Annotated in this window: 23 protein-coding genes, 1 tRNA gene and 2 pseudogenes; 6 read left to right on the top strand and 20 right to left on the bottom strand. The window is 62.7% G+C overall.

The features are described 5' to 3' along the window. Positions 1 to 98: 98 nt before the first annotated feature. Entirely contained in the window at positions 99 to 1,187 is a 1,089-nt protein-coding gene (locus tag AB1I47_RS16440; RefSeq protein WP_354684807.1) for an enoyl-CoA hydratase/isomerase family protein, read from the top strand. A 135-nt stretch (positions 1,188 to 1,322) separates the two neighbouring features. Further along, on the top strand, positions 1,323 to 1,883 hold the full coding sequence (locus AB1I47_RS16435; RefSeq protein WP_354684806.1) for an NADPH-dependent FMN reductase: 561 nt from the start codon (positions 1,323 to 1,325) through the stop codon (positions 1,881 to 1,883). A 23-nt stretch (positions 1,884 to 1,906) separates the two neighbouring features. Here the strand turns inward: AB1I47_RS16435 and AB1I47_RS16430 are convergent. Next, positions 1,907 to 2,128 (bottom strand): annotated as a pseudogene (locus AB1I47_RS16430) (fimbrial protein); the annotation flags it as partial. Between the two features lie 370 nt (positions 2,129 to 2,498). Between AB1I47_RS16430 and dusA the strand changes: the two are divergent. Further along, positions 2,499 to 3,536, top strand: a complete 1,038-nt coding sequence (gene dusA / locus AB1I47_RS16425) for a tRNA dihydrouridine(20/20a) synthase DusA (protein WP_354684805.1) — start codon at positions 2,499 to 2,501, stop codon at positions 3,534 to 3,536. 483 nt (positions 3,537 to 4,019) lie between these two features. Here the strand turns inward: dusA and AB1I47_RS16420 are convergent, their stop codons facing one another. Beyond that, positions 4,020 to 4,172, bottom strand: a complete 153-nt coding sequence (locus AB1I47_RS16420; protein WP_354684804.1) for a hypothetical protein — start codon at positions 4,170 to 4,172, stop codon at positions 4,020 to 4,022. Between the two features lie 435 nt (positions 4,173 to 4,607). Here AB1I47_RS16420 and AB1I47_RS16415 point away from each other — a divergent pair, with 435 nt between their 5' ends. Further along, positions 4,608 to 4,886, top strand: a complete 279-nt coding sequence (locus AB1I47_RS16415) for a hypothetical protein (protein ID WP_354684803.1) — start codon at positions 4,608 to 4,610, stop codon at positions 4,884 to 4,886. Between the two features lie 101 nt (positions 4,887 to 4,987). Then, positions 4,988 to 5,063: transfer RNA gene (locus tag AB1I47_RS16410), tRNA-His, on the top strand. Between the two features lie 119 nt (positions 5,064 to 5,182). Here AB1I47_RS16410 and AB1I47_RS16405 read toward each other — a convergent pair. From AB1I47_RS16405 to AB1I47_RS16390, 4 genes are all read right to left on the bottom strand, one after another. Continuing rightward, on the bottom strand, positions 5,183 to 6,400 hold the full coding sequence (locus AB1I47_RS16405) for a hypothetical protein (protein ID WP_354684802.1): 1,218 nt from the start codon (positions 6,398 to 6,400) through the stop codon (positions 5,183 to 5,185). Further along, entirely contained in the window at positions 6,366 to 6,593 is a 228-nt protein-coding gene (locus AB1I47_RS16400; RefSeq protein WP_195427508.1) for a DUF4224 domain-containing protein, read from the bottom strand. The genes AB1I47_RS16405 and AB1I47_RS16400 overlap by 35 nt, the downstream gene beginning before the upstream one ends. A gap of 116 nt (positions 6,594 to 6,709) precedes the next feature. Next, entirely contained in the window at positions 6,710 to 6,994 is a 285-nt protein-coding gene (locus AB1I47_RS16395; RefSeq protein ID WP_354684801.1) for a DUF4031 domain-containing protein, read from the bottom strand. Further along, positions 6,994 to 7,656 (bottom strand): ASCH domain-containing protein, encoded by a 663-nt coding sequence (locus AB1I47_RS16390; RefSeq protein WP_354684800.1) that lies wholly within the window; start codon positions 7,654 to 7,656, stop codon positions 6,994 to 6,996. The genes AB1I47_RS16395 and AB1I47_RS16390 overlap by 1 nt, the downstream gene beginning before the upstream one ends. A 32-nt stretch (positions 7,657 to 7,688) precedes the next feature. Between AB1I47_RS16390 and AB1I47_RS16385 the strand changes: the two genes are divergently transcribed. Next, positions 7,689 to 8,321, top strand: coding sequence for a hypothetical protein (locus AB1I47_RS16385; protein ID WP_354684799.1), 633 nt, complete (start codon positions 7,689 to 7,691; stop codon positions 8,319 to 8,321). Positions 8,322 to 8,332: 11 nt separating this feature from the next. Here AB1I47_RS16385 and AB1I47_RS16380 read toward each other — a convergent pair whose 3' ends face one another. The 14 genes and pseudogenes from AB1I47_RS16380 to AB1I47_RS16315 all read right to left on the bottom strand — a co-directional run bounded on the left by AB1I47_RS16380 (position 8,333) and on the right by AB1I47_RS16315 (position 16,009). Then, positions 8,333 to 9,679: a hypothetical protein gene (locus AB1I47_RS16380; RefSeq protein ID WP_354684798.1), complete on the bottom strand. Its 1,347-nt coding sequence runs from the start codon at positions 9,677 to 9,679 to the stop codon at positions 8,333 to 8,335. Further along, positions 9,676 to 9,810: a hypothetical protein gene (locus tag AB1I47_RS16375; protein WP_354684797.1), complete on the bottom strand. Its 135-nt coding sequence runs from the start codon at positions 9,808 to 9,810 to the stop codon at positions 9,676 to 9,678. Before AB1I47_RS16375 ends, AB1I47_RS16380 begins: the two co-directional genes overlap by 4 nt. Then, on the bottom strand, positions 9,807 to 10,508 hold the full coding sequence (locus AB1I47_RS16370; protein WP_354684796.1) for a hypothetical protein: 702 nt from the start codon (positions 10,506 to 10,508) through the stop codon (positions 9,807 to 9,809). The genes AB1I47_RS16375 and AB1I47_RS16370 overlap by 4 nt, the downstream gene beginning before the upstream one ends. Then, on the bottom strand, positions 10,505 to 10,741 hold the full coding sequence (locus tag AB1I47_RS16365) for a DNA translocase FtsK (RefSeq protein WP_354684857.1): 237 nt from the start codon (positions 10,739 to 10,741) through the stop codon (positions 10,505 to 10,507). Before AB1I47_RS16365 ends, AB1I47_RS16370 begins: the two co-directional genes overlap by 4 nt. A gap of 24 nt (positions 10,742 to 10,765) precedes the next feature. Continuing rightward, positions 10,766 to 11,650, bottom strand: a pseudogene (locus AB1I47_RS16360) (recombination-associated protein RdgC); the annotation flags it as partial. Positions 11,651 to 11,668: 18 nt separating this feature from the next. Further along, positions 11,669 to 12,301, bottom strand: a complete 633-nt coding sequence (locus tag AB1I47_RS16355) for a lambda exonuclease family protein (protein ID WP_354684795.1) — start codon at positions 12,299 to 12,301, stop codon at positions 11,669 to 11,671. Continuing rightward, positions 12,289 to 12,549 (bottom strand): hypothetical protein, encoded by a 261-nt coding sequence (locus tag AB1I47_RS16350; protein WP_354684794.1) that lies wholly within the window; start codon positions 12,547 to 12,549, stop codon positions 12,289 to 12,291. The genes AB1I47_RS16355 and AB1I47_RS16350 overlap by 13 nt, the downstream gene beginning before the upstream one ends. After that, complete coding sequence (locus AB1I47_RS16345; RefSeq protein ID WP_354684793.1) at positions 12,546 to 13,208, bottom strand: ERF family protein; 663 nt, start codon at positions 13,206 to 13,208, stop codon at positions 12,546 to 12,548. The genes AB1I47_RS16350 and AB1I47_RS16345 overlap by 4 nt, the downstream gene beginning before the upstream one ends. After that, positions 13,205 to 14,455 (bottom strand): hypothetical protein, encoded by a 1,251-nt coding sequence (locus tag AB1I47_RS16340; RefSeq protein WP_354684792.1) that lies wholly within the window; start codon positions 14,453 to 14,455, stop codon positions 13,205 to 13,207. Before AB1I47_RS16340 ends, AB1I47_RS16345 begins: the two co-directional genes overlap by 4 nt. Positions 14,456 to 14,481: 26 nt before the next feature. Beyond that, positions 14,482 to 14,709 carry a hypothetical protein gene (locus tag AB1I47_RS16335; RefSeq protein WP_354684791.1) on the bottom strand — a complete coding sequence of 76 codons (228 nt, stop codon included), beginning with the start codon at positions 14,707 to 14,709 and terminating at the stop codon, positions 14,482 to 14,484. Positions 14,710 to 14,827: 118 nt separating this feature from the next. Then, positions 14,828 to 15,064, bottom strand: a complete 237-nt coding sequence (locus AB1I47_RS16330) for a hypothetical protein (protein ID WP_354684790.1) — start codon at positions 15,062 to 15,064, stop codon at positions 14,828 to 14,830. Continuing rightward, the gene (locus tag AB1I47_RS16325; RefSeq protein ID WP_354684789.1) at positions 15,061 to 15,339 is read right to left on the bottom strand and encodes a hypothetical protein; all 279 of its coding nucleotides are present in this window, start codon (positions 15,337 to 15,339) and stop codon (positions 15,061 to 15,063) included. Before AB1I47_RS16325 ends, AB1I47_RS16330 begins: the two co-directional genes overlap by 4 nt. Continuing rightward, positions 15,336 to 15,794: a hypothetical protein gene (locus AB1I47_RS16320; RefSeq protein WP_354684788.1), complete on the bottom strand. Its 459-nt coding sequence runs from the start codon at positions 15,792 to 15,794 to the stop codon at positions 15,336 to 15,338. The genes AB1I47_RS16325 and AB1I47_RS16320 overlap by 4 nt, the downstream gene beginning before the upstream one ends. Before the next feature lie 8 nt (positions 15,795 to 15,802). Beyond that, complete coding sequence (locus AB1I47_RS16315) at positions 15,803 to 16,009, bottom strand: hypothetical protein (RefSeq protein WP_354684787.1); 207 nt, start codon at positions 16,007 to 16,009, stop codon at positions 15,803 to 15,805. Between the last annotated feature and the right edge of the window lie 467 nt (positions 16,010 to 16,476).

The raw sequence follows: 16,476 nt of genomic DNA, 5'->3' as shown, positions 1-16,476 counted from the left end.
CGAATGGCAACGCATTCGCATGCGGCGCAAGCTGCCCACGCCGTGCACCTGACAGGGTGGCTGGCGTAAAATTGCCAGTTGCATTGGAGGAGTACGACATGACTGAATTCGTCACGACAGAGGTCCACGGTGGCATCGGATACCTGACGCTGAACCGTCCGCAGGCGCTCAATGCCCTGTCGCTCGACATGATCCGCGCGATCACGCGGACACTGCAAACGTGGGCCGACGCGCCCGAGGTGGTGGCAGTGGTAGTCGCCGGTGCCGGCGGCAAGGCCTTCTGCGCCGGCGGCGATATCCGCTACTTCCACAAGGCGGCGCACGAGGGCGATCCGCTGCTCGACCAGTTCTTCATTGAGGAATACGCGCTCAACTACCTGATTCATCGGTACGCCAAGCCCTATATCGCACTGATGGATGGTGTGGTGATGGGCGGCGGCATGGGCATTTCGCAGGGCGCGCGGCTGCGCATCGTCACCGAGCGCACAAAGATGGCGATGCCCGAAACCAATATCGGCCTGTTCCCGGATGTGGGCGGCGGCTGGTTCCTGGCGCGCACGCCGGGCCGTATCGGCGAATACCTGGGGCTGACCGGCACCGTGATCGGTGCGGCAGACGGGCTCTATGCCGGGCTCGCCGATGTGTTCCTGCCGAGCAACCGGATGGCCGAGCTGGTCGATTCACTGCGCGGGCAGCAGTTTGCCAGCGGCGATGCCGTGCTGGCGCATATCGCCGGTTTCACCGCGCCGCACTGCGACGACTGCGTGCCGGCACAGAGCGGGCTGGCGGGCCTGTCCGCCCAGCTCGACACTTTGTTCGCCGGCAACACCATGGAGGACATCCTGACCGCAGTCAGCGACGCGCCAGGCGACTGGGCTGCGCAGACCGCCGCGATGTTGCGCAGCCGCTCGCCGCTGATGCTGTGTGTAACGCTCGAGCAGATCCGCCGTGCGCGCAGCATGTCGCTGGAGGACGAGCTGCGCATGGAGCTGGACATGATGTACTACGTCTTCCGCAACGGCGACGGCGTCGAAGGCATCCGCGCGCTGGCCATCGACAAGGATCACAAACCGCGCTGGCAGCCTGCGCGGCTAGATGACGTGCGCCGCGAGAAGGTGCTGTCGTTCTTCGACAGCCCGTGGCGTGCGGAAGAGCATCCGCTGGCAGCGCTTGGGAAGGCGGCATGACGCCGCCGGATGGCGCGATCCACGCCGCGGCCATGACTGGGGTAGAGTGAGGGCTCGGCCGGCGCAGGCAGCCATGCGACCCATGGATACCTGCGTCGGCCGTGCCATTCCGTCCACACAGACAAAGGAGCCGTGATGAGTAATCCTCGTGATGTCGTTGTACTGGTGGGAAGCCTGCGCAAGGAATCGTACAGTCGCAAGCTGGCCAAGGGGCTGATCGCGCTGGCGCCGGCACAGCTCAAGCTGGAGATCGTCGAGATCGGCGAGCTGCAGCTCTATAACCAGGACGTGGACGAAAATCCGCCCCAGACCTGGACCGCATTCCGCGACCGCGTGCGCCGCGCCGATGCGGTGTTGTTCGTAACACCGGAATACAACCGCTCGGTGCCCGCACCACTGAAGAACGCCATCGACGTGGGTTCGCGCCCCTATGGCAAAAGCGTCTGGGACGGCAAGCCCGGCGGCATCATCAGCGCGTCGCCCGGCGCGGTGGGCGGGTTTGGCGCCAACCATCACCTGCGCCAGTCGCTGGTGTTCCTCAATATTCCCATCCTGCAGCAGCCCGAAGCGTATATCGGGGGCGTCGACAAGTTGCTCGACGAGCAGGGCGGCATTGCCAACGAATCGACCAAGGGCTTCCTCAGCAAGTACCTGACCGCGTTCGCGAGCTGGATCGACAAAACCGGCGCCCGTTGACCAACTTGCGCACCGGCATCGCCTCACTGGTAATTCATCGTCAGGATCATCGAGGTGTTCGCGGTGCCCGCTACGACTGCCGTCGCCGTCTGATAATAGCGGGCCTGCAGCGCAATGGCGTAATTGCCGCCGGTGCTGCTGTTGTAGCTTGCAAGCGGGGTCACCGTGCCCAGCACATAGGGGGTGCCATTGCCATCGAGCAACTGGACGCCGACGCCGCTTGCCGATGAACTGCCATCCAGCGTGGCAACGCTGGTGGTGCCGCAGAAGGATCAGGGCTGCGAAGGCTCTGAGCGGCCTGGCGCGGCAAATGAAAGGCGTGAGGGATCGGAGCGCTCTACATTTCATTGGGATAGGGGCAACGGATCATTGGCCGGCGTAACGGGGGAAGGCCATAACAGTAAGCGCGGGCGTTTGCCAAATGGTTGGGAACTTTCCGAATGGTGGCGGGAAGAATTCGTTTCGTCAGGGGTGGTAAAATTTCGATCCTTCGTTACAAGAGCGCTGTTGCTCCGAGACGCATTCCAGGCGTTCGGGGCTCGTAATACCGGGTGCGCTGCCGATGGCCGATGTGATGTGTTGCCGCCACGAACCGCCACACCGATTCACTGACAAATGACCGATTCGCAAGCCAAGACGGCCTCAGCCAGCCAGAGACGGATTTCCGTCGCACCGATGATGGACTGGACTGACCGCCATTGCCGCATGTTCCACCGCCAGCTCAGCCGCCATACGTGGCTGTACACCGAGATGGTGACGACTGGCGCGCTGCTGCATGGCGACGTGCCGCGGCATCTGGACTTCGACGCGGTGGAACAACCGGTCGCGCTGCAACTGGGCGGCAGCGAGCCTGCCGACCTGGCCGCGGCTGCGAAGCTGGGTGAGCAGTGGGGCTACGCCGAGATCAACCTGAATTGCGGCTGCCCTTCGGAGCGCGTACAGCGTGGTGCGTTCGGAGCCTGCCTGATGGCCGAGCCGCAACTGGTCGCCGATTGCGTGAAGGCGATGCGCGATGCGGTGGACATTCCGGTAACGGTCAAGCACCGGATCGGAATTGATAAGATCGAGCACTACGATTTTGTTCGCGATTTTGTCGGTATGGTGGCGCAAGCGGGTTGCGGCACGTTTATCGTTCATGCCCGCAATGCGGTGCTGAAAGGCCTGAGCCCGAAGGAAAACCGCGAAATTCCCCCGCTGCGCTATGAGGTCGCATACCAATTGAAGCAGGAATTTCCCGACCTCGAGATCCTGATCAATGGCGGCATCGTCAGCTACGACGAAATGGCGCGCCACCTGCAATACGTCGATGGCGTGATGATCGGCAGAGAAGCCTATCATCAGCCGTACGTCCTGGCGGAAATGGATGCGCGTTTCTACGGCGATACGAGTGCGCCGATTCCTACGCGGCTCGATGTCGAGCTGTCGATGCAGCGCTATATCGGCGACCTGGTGGAGCGGGGCGGCTATATGGGCGCAGTCACGCGGCATATGCTGGGCCTGCACCGCGGCATTGCCGGTGGGCGCGGCTGGCGTCGCGTGCTGTCTGACGCCAAGCGGATGAATGCGGCGCGCACGCGCGCGGCGGTGGACGCGCTGTTCGAAGAAGCGCGCGGGCATTTGCACGCGCCGGCATCGGAACCGCTGGCGGCGTAATGCCTGGCGCCGATGGCACTAGCATCGAGATGGTCCCGAGCGCTTGTTCTAATTCCGAATCGCGAAACTGTGCATCCATTGCAGAGGGTAGCGGCAGCGGCACCTGAAATGTTCCATCGCCCGCAAACCTGCGCCCGCAAAGGGATTCCCCTAATTCGCCGCGACAGGGCACTTTCATACACTGTGCCTGCCCTCGAATACAGGGCTTTCTTCAACTGATTATTCAGCCCGCTTCGGCGGGCTTTTTTTTCGTCGGCGGCTGGTATCGCAGCTGGTGTTGCCTGCTGCGCTGCGCCGCTCTTCGTTTACCCGAATGGTGCAACCACTCGATGACAGGTACATTGCCTCTGCCTTCAGGGCATTTGAGATCGCTAAAGTTAAGAGTCCGCGCTGCGGACTCTTTTTTTGCGCTCAACGTTCATGCGGCAGACGTCCGGGTTTGATGGACACTACGCAAAAGAGTTCCATCGGGCGCGCATCGCGCTAGCGCGTATGACTGATGCCGACGTCCAGCGTGCCGTACGTCGTGATGCCCGACTCCCGTCCCTCGGCCGCACCGCCGGCGCATCCTCCCAACGCAGCCGCCAAAGCCAGCGTTGCCGCGATCCCCGTTACCCGCCAGAACAGCTTTCGCATTTCTGCTCCTTCTTGCATTAACGATGGTTGGGCCTGCGCGCGGCCATGAGGTTCAATGCGGGCCGTCGTTGCCAGTGGGTGCAGTGGGAAGCGAAAGCAAAAAAGAGCAGGCGGCCCCATGGGGCAGGGCCGCCTGACGGGAAGTCGAGGGGGGTCAATGTCCCTCGGATGAAAGTATCGCTTCGGGCACGTTCGTCAAAAACCCTGCCGAGGTGGGGCTGCGCCCAGCATATTTCCGCCAGACACTGACATGCCGCAACGGTGATGCGGCCGTCCGAAGCGCGGCCCGCCTGAGGCCCTTGCGCCCGTGATACGATCTTTCGCGTCGCCCCCAGTTAGGTAACAATCAGGCAAGCGGACCGCCGCCGATGTCAGGACCACCGTCGAACTACCGCCGGTGGCGGCGCGACTTCATCGTCCGGGAAGACAGTAAGCGTGGAAAAATCCGACGTGGAAAAAGAAGAGCCGTTCGGCCAGGTCTACGAAGACTTCAGGCTGGTATGGGTCGCCGAGCAGTTGCAGGATGGCAAATGGACGGCACGCTACTGCTGGCACCACGGCACCTCCGCCGCGGCCGGCAAGGCGCTGCAGGAAGCGGTGCTGAACGGCAAGTCACGCCGCCTGCTAGGCCACTTCAACACCGAGGCCGAGACCATCGCCGCAATCAAGGAGGCTGTGCTGCTCGAGGCCAAGTGGAACCCGCCGAAGGCATGAGCGCCCTCTTCAAAAAATTTGTGCGGGATACTAGCCATCTCAGAAAAGTGTTTGTATAATCTTGGTTTTCGTCGATCAGCACTTCGCTGATGACCTCTACGGTGGCTGTAGCTCAGTTGGTAGAGTCCAGGATTGTGATTCCTGTCGTCGTGGGTTCGAGTCCCATCAGCCACCCCAGAATTTTCTTTCGCATCAATGCTTTATGGGTTTTCTAACCGTTTCGTGATGCGAAATTTCCCACAAAAAAGGGAATTTTCCCACGGCGCCATTGGCGCCGTTTCTGTTTTCTGCTCCCCTTATTCTGTTGCCGACGCCCGTTTGACCTTCCGCCGGTCATAGTGGCGGTGTGTCGTCGAGGGGTTTGCATGCGCCGCGAAGTCATAGGCGTCGGCGGACCTGCGCTCGAGCTTCGTGGTGATTGCCGCTGGGCGGATGTCGAGCGTCGAGAAATACGCCTCGTGCTCGGCGATCGAATATCCGGACGTCCAGGTGCCCGCGCTTCTATCTTTTCGCCGCGCGGCGGACTGCTCTCGCTCGGCGCGCAGCGCCTGTGCTGCCTCGGCATCAAACGTCGAGATCCATTCCCACATGGCATCCTGCCAGACCGACCCCCAGCCGCTCTTGCTGTAGGGCTGGCCTCTCCTGTTCGGGAACAGGTAGAGACTCTTGACCACGACCTTTTTCGTGGAAGTCTCGGCCGCGGTCTGCTTGGCCCGCTCGACGACAGCGCGCAGGCGAGGGGACCAGTCGCGAATCTTGACGACCTCGGCCTCGCCCTTTTTGCGCTTGGCGCCGACCACGCGCACGCCGTCATCCGATAGCCCGGACAGGTGGAATGGGCGGACCTCGGCGGCGCGGAAGCCGGTCAGGTAGGTGAACATTGCGGCACATCCCATGGTCCGGTAGGCCTGGCCTTGCCGTACTGCCCACAGGTAGAACCGCACGACCTGGCTTCGGGTGACCGTCCGGACGTCCTTGTCGGCCTTATTCAGCATCATGCCGACGAAGGGGTTTGCCTCCATTAGTCCCCAGCGGACGCCATAGTTGCAGATCGTCGACATCTGGGACAGTTCCTTGTTGGCTTTGATGGGCGCACCGGTTTTGGCTCGCGTATCAAGGTACTGGTAGCCGTGCACGGTCTTCAGTGCTGCCGGCGCCATCTTGCCGAAGAACTTCGTCAGGTTCTCGAATGCGCTGTCTCTGACCGCCTTGCCCGCCTTGGACTGGTCGCGATAGTGCGTTTGGTCAACCTCAGTCTTGAAGCGATCAATCAGGTCCGCCACCGACCCGGCGATGATCTGGCCGGCCTGAATGTCCAGGGCCTTCCGCTTGGCAATGCGTTCCGCCTCCGCGATAGCCTTTCGGTCGCCAAGCGGGGCGGAAGCCATGGTCTCGCTCTTGCCGTCAGGGTGCTTGTAGTAGAACGAGACCTTCTTCGCCCCGATGTACTTGACCAGCCGATCGATGCCAGTGGCTTCTTTACGCAAACGCTGCGAGGTTCGGCGCGTCGTCATACTTGGCTTGCCCCTTGGATTCCTCGATCCCGAGTTTTCGGTTGTAGTACGCCCTGGCGACCTTGGGTAGCCCGTTCTTGTCCATGACGTAGCGCCAACGCTCCCGGTCCAGCCACTTGACCATTTCGTGACGCTGGTTCTGCTTGCAACCGACCAGGTCGGCCAGTTGCGCCGTTGATAGGAAGTCGCTCACCCCGTGCTCCAATCCGCCAAGCTCGGCGGGTCAATTCGATGATTCGTTGTGCTTGCTGCTGCATTACAGGTGATGCCTTGTAAATCGGCGATACAGGCGCTGGCCTGTGCCGCGAATTATCGTTCTGGAATAATTGGGGATAAAACGCCGGCGCGTCGCCTACGGAGCAGTTCGCCCAAGGCCGCCCGGTCGACCTCGACGGCGCCGAGCTGGACGGCCAAAGCCCGCTTGCTCTTGGCAATGTCGAAGTGCTCCTGGTACGTGCCGGCCTTCTGGATCCACTTGCGATCCACGCCGATCCGGTCAGCCATGGCCAGCAGCTCGGCGGTGGTGTCGGCCAGCATGTGGCACATGACCATGCCGCGGTAGGGCGCAGCCATATCGTCGACGTAGACCGGCATCAGACGACCCTCCTGAAATCGACTATCCATACCCATGGGTTGGCATCCCACGATGCGGGGCCGTTGATCTGCTCCCACAGCGACCGATAGCTGCCGCGCGCGTCAGTGCTCAAGCCGGAGTCGGCGTAGTGCGCCCATTCGCCGTCGGCGCCGGGGCGCGGCTCGATGCCCTCGGCGATTGCGTCTGCCTCGCTGCAGTCGTTCAGCCGCTCGACGCGCACGCTGACGATCTCCAGCACCAGCCGGCACAGTGCGCGAGGCATGTGGATGCTCGGCTTCCATGTGATCTCGTCGACCGTCGGAATTCGTTCGTAGCCAGGTGGCACGCACGCCGGGTAATCGGCGCGGTAGATCGTGGGGCCCGGGTCCAGCGGAACCGGCTGCGCCCATGTCTCGCGCACCCACAGGCGGTCGCCGGGCTTGCCGTATGGGCATTGCAAAGGGCCCGTGCTCATCCCGGGAATGCCAAACCACCAGCCGTCATTCCCCTCATACGCGCGTGCATGCGACTCGTTCCAGCGGCGATGGCTGTATGGCTCATAGGTCTGGAAGCCAGCCAACTCCGGTTGATGCTTCACGATCCGCCGGGTCTGAGTCTTCCGGCCGTCCAGGATGCCGCGCACCATGGCGCCTCTGAAGAGAATGGGGCGTTCTTTGGTCATGCTAGGATTCGTCCAAAAATTTGGAGTACAGGATGTCGGTCGAGAAATGGGGATGGGTCAGCGTTGCGATTACCGGCAGCGTAGGTCTCGCGCTTGGCGCTTTTCTTTTTGTCCACGCGAATGGCCTTGACTCCGGACAGAATCAAGCTGTTGCCGCTTGGGTCCAGGCCGTCGGGTCCGTAGCTGCCATTGGCGTCACAGGATGGCTCTTCCTCGCTCAACGCCAGGCAGAGCGCAAAAAGGTGAACGACGCCCACTTGCTGATGAAGCTGCGATCCGCTCAGCGAGCGCAAGCCATTGGATTCTGGGCGGTCGAGGCAATGGAAGCTGGCGCGGAAAGCCTTGAACTTGGCGGCGCATCGAATGGCCTTCGATTCCGGCCGGAACGCTTTGATCAGCTGAGAGAAATGATGGAGCGGGCCGCGGAAGCGACCGAGGACAACGCCATCACTCTTATAGCGCTCGCTGTCTGTAATAGCCTCAATGAGGCGCATAACGATTATGTTTATTTTGATTCTCAGTTTCGCGACATTTGGCTGAAGGCGATGTGGAAGCGCCGGGACGATACGCGCGAGATGTACGACAGAATCGTTACCTATCAACATAAGCTCGAAGCTCTCTGTGCCACCCGTGGCATTCGCTTGAATAGCGGAGAGGGGGAGTAGTCCTATTCCGATCATTCGCCAGCCTGCCCGATAATGGCTGCTGGTGGCGTGGCGCTCATAGCGGCGCGGTCGATGTAGATGGTGAACACCTTTCCGGGGTGGTTGACGTTTATCTCGTCCAGAACGTTGCCATAGATCAGCTCATAGTCGCCGACCTCATAGCCATCGATGGTAGATTCGACATCACCGCACACCATTTCGCCTAAGGGCACAACATCGCGCGCATCCTCCGCCTGGTCGGCAGGCGATGCGGCAGCTTGCTCAGGGGCGGATAGGCTGTAGGCCTCAAAGCACGGAAGGTCTTTCCAACCGGCAGGGCGCTCGGTGCGATAGGTCCAGCCTCCCCACGATGTTTTCCAGCGAAACAGTGTCGGCTCGGCAGGCGATGTGCTCGACGCGGTCTGCACGCGCTCGCCGCATTTGGCGCAGATGGCGGCACGCGCACCGTTGGCGCCCTCGTACTCGGCCAGCAGGTCGTGCTGGCACGCCACCGGCTCGGCGTTCTGGCTGGCTGCGACTTCCCCTTCGTTGCGCGCCTCATCCGTCAGGTCTTGAACGTGGTTGTCGATAGCACTGCAAACCGCGCTCGGCGCAGTCTGCGGGTAAGTGACAGCGCCGCCCGTGGCGTGGTCGTACACCTTCGGCACGAAGTGCAGCAGCATGGAGAAAGCAGCCAGTTCTTTCTTTACCTGCTCCAGGTCGAGCACGCCGTTCGGCGAAACGATCTCATTCCAGAATTCATCCCACTCCACCTGCGGATCGCCGGTGTAGCGCTCGCGCTTACGCTCCGTCTGGCTAGCTGCGGCCGGCGTTGCGCTGCCATTCGGCGGAACGAGTGATAGTTCGAAGCAGAGGGCGAGCGGGGAGATGGGTTCTCCGCGCGCCCACAAGAACGCACAGAAGTTCGCGACGTCGCGCGGATCGCCCTTCTCAACGTGCTCGCGCAGCATGCGGGACAGATCGGCGGGAGGGCAGGTTTGCCAGCCGCCGCGGCCTTTGTCGCGCGCTTTGGCCAGCTTCTTCTTCAGCTCGATGGCGAAGCGGTCGATTGCCGCGTCGTCCGGGTTCTCGGCAGTGAGCTTGTCGAGCCTGTCGGTAGGGTCCGTGTGGGCGTCGAAATATGCCTGCGCCTCTTTGGCATGCGGCTCGTCCTCATCGGGAATGAGACCCGGGCCCCACAGCGTGTTCTCGATCCATTGCATGGCGTGGTCGGCGCCGCCGCCGTGCTGCCATTCGATCCAGGCGGCTTGCATAGCCAGCGTGAGGTTGTGGACGATCTCGCCCATGACGTGGTCGCGAGTTTTGGATTCGATGGGTGCCGGCGCTGGCGCTGATACTTGCGTGGTCTGTTCGGTCATTGCTCGTTGTCCTTGTCCAGTTCGAGAGGGCGGCTCATCCACACCGCCTGGAGAATTACTGCGTAGGTGCCGACAGCGGTGAAGATGACGCCGCCGGCGGCTACGATGGCAAGGGCAATCTCCTGGCTCATGGTGCGCTGTGGTTTGGTGTGGTACCGCGAAGCAAGCTCAGGCCGGCTTGAGGGAAGAGCGGGGCGCGCGGCTGGCTGTCGGCCTGGCGGAATTCCTCCGGGGCTATCAGCGGGCCGTCGTGCTGCGGCATCTGCTGCATCCACTGGACCGCGGCGTCCGGGCGGATCAGCTTGCCGGTCTTCTCGGCGTAGCGTCGGCGCGCGCGCAGGTTCTGGCGCGCGCAGTACTCGGGGTCTTTCCGCATGCGGCGCGAGTACTCCCGGTTGACCTCGTTCTTGGTCTTTTGGGGCGGGAGGGGGGCATCCGGCCCCGGGCCCAGCTTCCAGCGGTTGACCCTCGTGGAATGCGCGGCCACCTTGACATAGCCGCCGACGTGCACGTCCTTGCCATGGCGATCGCGCATGCACACTTGCACTGCGTGCGGCGTGACTTTCAGCGCCTCGGCCAGTTCTTTGGACGTCATCATCTTGCCGCCGGCCAGCATGCGCTTCACGCCTTCCCATACAGGGGAAAAGCTCTCGCGGCCGCAATCGCGCGGACCCAGGCCAAGGGCGACATAGCCGTGCTTCAGAATGGCGGCGGGAGTCCGGCCGGGGAAGCGCTCGGCCAGCCGCTTGGTCGATACCTTATCCGCCCAATGCTTGCTCAGCCGGGCGTCTTCTTCGGGCGTCCAGACATTCCAGGTCTTGGCGGTCATGCTGCCGCTCCCGCCAAGACCGTACGGCTGCCGTCGGACCCCATGGGTGAGACGATCTGCGTGCCCTCCATTTGCTCGAGCAAGCGCGCTGCGCGGTTGTAGCCAATCCTCAGATGACGCTGTACCAGCGAGATGCTGGCCCGTTTGCGCTTCGTGACCACTTCCACGGCCTGCGGGTAGAGAGGATCAACGTCGTCGGCTGCCGGCGATTCCGCATCCTCAGCGGCCGATATCAGGTCATCTGGTGCCTCTGGCGCGCGCTCGCCGCCCAGTGCATACAGAAGGTCTGAGAGCAGACGGGCGAGCTCGCCGGCCATGAGCAGGAAGTCACCGTCGAAGGCCTCGTCGGCGGTCTGCTCTGCGGTGCTGGTTTCCTTCAGGACATCCAGTGCTGCAACGCGCTTGAGCGTGAGCCCGTCAGTCAGCACGAACGAGACGCGGTCGTTCCACGTCATAGCCAGGTGCGTGCAGCGCTTGCCGGCGGCGATGTGGCGGCTTACGTCCTCGGCCTCCAGGGTGTGCTGTACATAGCGTACGGTGGCGCGGCCTTCGCCGGTGGCGCGCAGTTCGGCATCCTGGTCGATCGTGAAGCCGGCCGGCGCCGAATCGGTGGCGAGCCACTCTGTCATGGCGGCCACCGGCGCATTGTTGACGCGCAGAGCTACCAGGTCCAGTTTGTCGATGGACTTGAAGAGGTAGCCGGTCAGAGCGTCGGCCTTCGTGCTGCTCGGCGCGTCGATTGCCAGCCAGCCGTTGGCGGGGTCAATCCAAGCCGCGATCTTGGTCCGGATGCTGAACGCCTTCGGCAGCAGTTCGTCGGTGACGGCGTCCTTGATCTCGCGCAGCTGCTTGCGGCCGGGCTTGTAGCCTTGCTGCTCTTCAAACTCGGCGGCGCGTGCTTGAGCGGCTTCCTTGACCACGGCGGCGGGCAGCAGCTTCTTCTCGATGCATAGGGTGATCAGCATCTGGCCGTTCACACTGTGCACCAGGCTGCCGCCGTCGCGTGGAGAAATCCAGCCTTGCGAGGACATTTCCAGATCCGTGCACGCTATGTATGCGTGCTTTGCCAGGGCTTCGTCCAGTTCCTCGGCACTCAGGTGGAACTCCGCCAGGCGGTAGAGGGTGAGATTGCGGAACCACATATTCGGTCTCCGTTTGGGTCAGGCGGCCAGCTTGCGCAGCTCGGCCACGTTTTGGTCCACCAGCTTGTCGAAGTCCATCAGGTCTTCAACCATGGCGTCGATGTATGTCTCGTCGCGCTGGATGCGCCAGCGGAAGAAGTCCTTGCCGATCGCCTTCAGGGCCGGGCAGTACAGAGCAAAATCCCACCAGGAGCGACCGGACAGCCACAGATTCCCGAACACCTGGTCATCGAACTTCTTCAGGTCGTGCTCGATCAGCACGGTGCGCAACTCATCCGGCGCGATGAGACACTTGTATTCGGCGCCCCCATCGTTGCGGATCCAGCCGTCCGCGCTCGCACCGAAGTTGCCGTCGTCGGACAGCACCATGCCGACCGGTTCAACGAACTCGCCGATATCGGCTTGGTGCGCGATGCGAGCATCGGCCTCCAACTCTTGGCCGCGGCGCATCTGCCACGTCTCGAAGCCGCCATCCAGGGGCGAGCCGCTGATCCGCTCGATAGCCAGGCGGAAGGCATAGTTGAGGGCTTCGTCGGTGCGCTCGCCGTTCTTCTTTCGTGATCGAGCAACACGGAACATGCTGGCGGTGATCACGCCGGCGCGGCTTGCATGCCATGTCGCGTCGCCCTGCTGGCAGGTTACGATGCGCATGCTGCCTCCCTAGCGGCGAGCATGGCGTCGGCCATGCGGTAAGCGGCCTTTGCAGCCATCAGTGCGCTGTCCACTTTCCCACCGATCCCTTGGCCTTGATTCCAGACCTCAGTGGGAACCAGATCAATAAACAGTGGCATCGCCTTCGCCGCGAAGTAGTCGCGCAGGGAAAGCCCAGCCCCATACACGCCGTTGTCGGGGCCATTCGTCGGAAACGCCGGCCCGCCGTCCTTGATCTCGGTGGTCACGCTGCCTCTTCCGAAGCGGCGCGCAACTCCTGCATGCGCTGGGTGTAGTAGTCGTTGTACTTGGCGCGCTCTTCCTTTCGCAGGCTGTTCATGACCTTGCTGAGTTCGCCGATGGTCTTGGCGTCGCGCATGCCGGTGTGCACCTCGGGCTGCACCGGCGACAAGCCGGTGCCTGCGTCCGGGTCGCTGCTATCGTCCAGATCCGCTTCGCCAGCGACGTTCAGCATGGCGGTCACGATGTAGCGGCGCAGGATCGTGATCGATGCCCCGAAGCTCTTGATGTCGGCGTCGCCGCGAACGAGACTCAGTGACGACTCGATGCGGGCGGCAGACTTGTGAGCGATGATTGTTCGGATGCGCGTGCCTCCGCTTCCGTCGGGTTTGTCCGAAACAATCTGGATGAGCGCCAGCGCGTGCTTTGACAGGGCAGGGGTGGTCTTGTCCCGGATTTCCTGCATGTCGGCGTAGTCGAAGGTGTATGGTCTCTCGCTCGGATCCTTGGGGATAACGTGCGCCGTGCGGTTCTTCGCAATGGGCATGAACTCCCCCTGCGCGGTGGCCAGCGCTTCGAACAGTTGCCCGAGGCTTTCCGGCGCCGGGCCCGGAATCAGGTTCACGTCGACGGGCGGAACGTCTGCGATTCTTTCCGGCGCATTCATTGCTGGGCTCCAGTAGCTGCGGTGATGGTGGCGTCGATGCGGACGGCCAGGTCGCCGGCCGGCACATGGCCGCGGGCTTCGACAAGCAGGGCCAGCAGCGTTTCAGCCTGTGCGCGCACGCGCTGGGCGGCAGCGGCGGCGGCTTCCTGCTCGCGGCGGCGGGCGGCAGCTTCCTCGCGCTGGCGCTTTTCCTCGGCGGCGCGGGCCTCGGCCTGGCGCTTCGCCTCGGCTTCGCGCTCCGCACGCTCGGCGGCTTCCTTGGCTTCCTGCGCTTCCCGCTCGGCGCGGGCGGCGGCGTCAGCGGCTTCCTGCTCGCGGCGGGCCTTGTCGGCGCGCAGCTGCGCCAGTTCCTCGGCATCGCGCGCGGTTTCCAGCATGGCGTTCAGGTTGCCCAGCGCAGCTTCGATCGCGGCGCCGGCCTCAGCCTGGAACTCGGCGAAGTCATCGGCGGCTTCCCGGGCCAGCGATTCAATGCGCTGCTGGATCTGCTTCACACCCAGACCGATGCAGGTCGACGGGGAAATCTCGATCGCGTGGATGCGTTCCTTGATGCTGTCCACGCGCTTGCGCTCAGCCTCGGCCTTGGCTTCCTCAGCGCGGCGCGCGGCTGCCTCGGCTTCCTGCTGGGCCTTCATGGCGGCTAACTCTTCGCGGGCCTTGGCATTCTCCAGGTGGGCTCGCAGGGTGGTCAGAGCGGTGTCGACGGCTTCCTTGGCCTGCTCGGCGTACTCTTCCCAGTCGCGCTGACCGAGGTATTCCGGCGATTCCAGGTCGAGGATGGCGGCGGCGACATCGGCGGCGGAGGCGCTCAGATAATCCTTCGGCAAGCAGGCGATCGCATTCAGGCACGCCTGGTGCGCGCCGATCCGGGCGCTCTCGGCGCGGGCTTTAGCAATGCGCTCTTCGTCCTTGCGCTTCTGCTCGGCGTCGATCTGGTCTTTGACCGGCGTTTCGATCTCCTTCACCGCGGCCACGATCTCGTCGCGCTTGTCGCGGTTCTTCTTCTGCAGATCCAGCACTGGGCGGTTCCACTTCGTGTATGCCTCTTCGGTCCCAGTCCGCGTGGTCACGCAGCGCTGGACGAACTCGCGTGCCGCCTTGTTGCCTTCCTTGCTGGAAATGTCGAACGCTTCCTTGCTGGCTTCCCGTAGCTCGGTAAGAACAGCCTCGAACGGATCGTAGAGGGCGACGTCCGTTGTCGGCTCGTCCTGGACCGGATCCAAAACTTCCGTTTCAGGTGCTGCCATGGATTCCTCTTTGAATGGCGGGGCCGTCAGGCCACCTTGATGTAGGCGAAGGCGCGGGCCACCGCGGCGGGCACGTGCGCGCTCCCGATTGCGACGCGCGGGGAGATGCCGCGGCGAGCGTTCTCAGCCTTGCGTTGCTTGTGCTGGGCGTGGTTCGACGCAACCATGTGACGCAACTGCGCTTCCATGCGCTCGATGCGGGAGAGCTTCACGCCGGTCACGACGTGGCGCAGGTCCGTGTTCTTGCTGATCATGTTCAGCCTCCGAGATAGAGAGAGATTTCGTGCACTGCTGCTACGACCGCGAACAAGCCGAGCACGTAGTAGAAGAGGGCGCGGTTCCGGGCCTGGGCCTCGCGCAGGTTGTCTTGGGTCACGCTGCGCTCCCAAGGGCCTTGGCGATGACGGCCTCGCGCTCATGGGCGCGAGTGGTGCCTTCGCTGTCATTGCCGCTCAGGATGTTCCTGGACGCCCACTCCGATTTCTGCTCGGGTGTCATGATTGCCAGCGCGTTCTGGATGATCCGGTGCGCGAGTTGGAGCTCGCTCAATAGCTGCCGCTGTAGGTTTTCGCGCCCGGCTTGGCGTGCGACTGCTTGGTCTTGCGTCATGCGGTCACTCCAAATGCGAAGCGACGTTCTTCGCGCTGGCGGTCAGCTGCCTCGCACTCTTCGTAGGCGACGTTGTCCAGGTGCGCTTCCAGCGCTAACCCAGCAATCTCGTCGAGGTCATGGAGGTGTGTGACGTCAACACCAGAGTCGGTGATGGTGTCCACGTAGAAGGCCTCGGGCTCGCCCGGCTGCTCGAGCGTGGCGTCATAGCCGCGGCAGTAGCTGCCTGAAACCTTCAACTCGGTGCCGTTGTGGCTGATCGTGACGGTGGTCATGCCGCGGCTCCCGTGGTGGTATTGAGAGTGCCGCCCGCAGGCGAAGATGCAGCCGCGAAATCATGCTCGGCCCGCTTCAGGTTTTCTTGCGACATGAGCACCTGAATATTCAGTCGCCCTTTCTTGAGCTGGACAGTGCGGAGCGAGCCCATGCTGCGATCCACAATAGTGAAGCCGGTGATCAGCAGCGCCTTGACGAGGGAAACCTCAGCGGAAGAGAGGAGGGTGGTGATCCGGACCGTCTGCCGCTTTCCGAATACCGGCGAGACGTTGTCCGCATAGATGGTGTGTCCCGCAGCCTTGATCTTGGCGTGTTCGGCCTCGAGCAGCGCGAGCGCTCCCGCCATCTTGTTGATTTCCTGCCGACGCGCACGGTGCCGTCTATCTTCGGAAGCCACGGCCTGCTGGTGCAGCGGCATGGCCATGATCGCTACGTAGGAGGGTTGGTTAGCCATGGCGCGCCTCACACCCCGTAGTACCGAACTTCAACGATGTGGTCGCCAGTCGCGCCGTCCGTGCGCGGCAAGCCCATCGAAGGGCTGCGCATGGCGTCAATCGAGCTGAAGCGCGCACGGGCGCGTTGCTCAACCGCTTGCAGGCTTTTGCCGCGAACGGTGTAGATGCCGCCGGAGCCCTTAGGGCGGTGGCGCTCTCTTACCTCGTGAACCATGTCGCTCTCCATCGGCTGAATTGCACTGGTGTGCGTTGTGATGGAGTAATACTAGCAACGCTATTACTTTGACTCAATAGCGCAGCTAGTTGATGCGATTGAATGTTTTAATAGCGAAGCTAGTTTTGATAGGTGTTGCCGCTAAGAAAGGCGCCTCAAGGCCGAATCACATGCCAGTATTAGAGTGGGAGCGGGTATCGCTAGCAGGGGAGAGCAATGGAACCGGACGACGTGATCCGCAAGTTCGACGCCTTGCGTGGGATGAGGAAGTCGAGTTGGACATTGATGACGTGATCGCCACGCTCGCTGTGCTCCTGACGAATTCGGCGATACGGGCGGGGGCCGCGCTTTACCGGGCGGGGCTGAACGAGCGTAAGCGCCCGGTGAACCCGTCTTGAAGGGCAGCCAGAGAGCAAGGAGCATCGTGTCCATCTAAATTCTTGGTGGACACGTGAACACTATCGAAG

Origin of the sequence: Cupriavidus necator (assembly GCF_040578825.1) — a bacterium.
GTDB lineage: Bacteria > Pseudomonadota > Gammaproteobacteria > Burkholderiales > Burkholderiaceae > Cupriavidus > Cupriavidus necator_E.
This window is presented reverse-complemented; position numbering and strand designations above follow the sequence as displayed.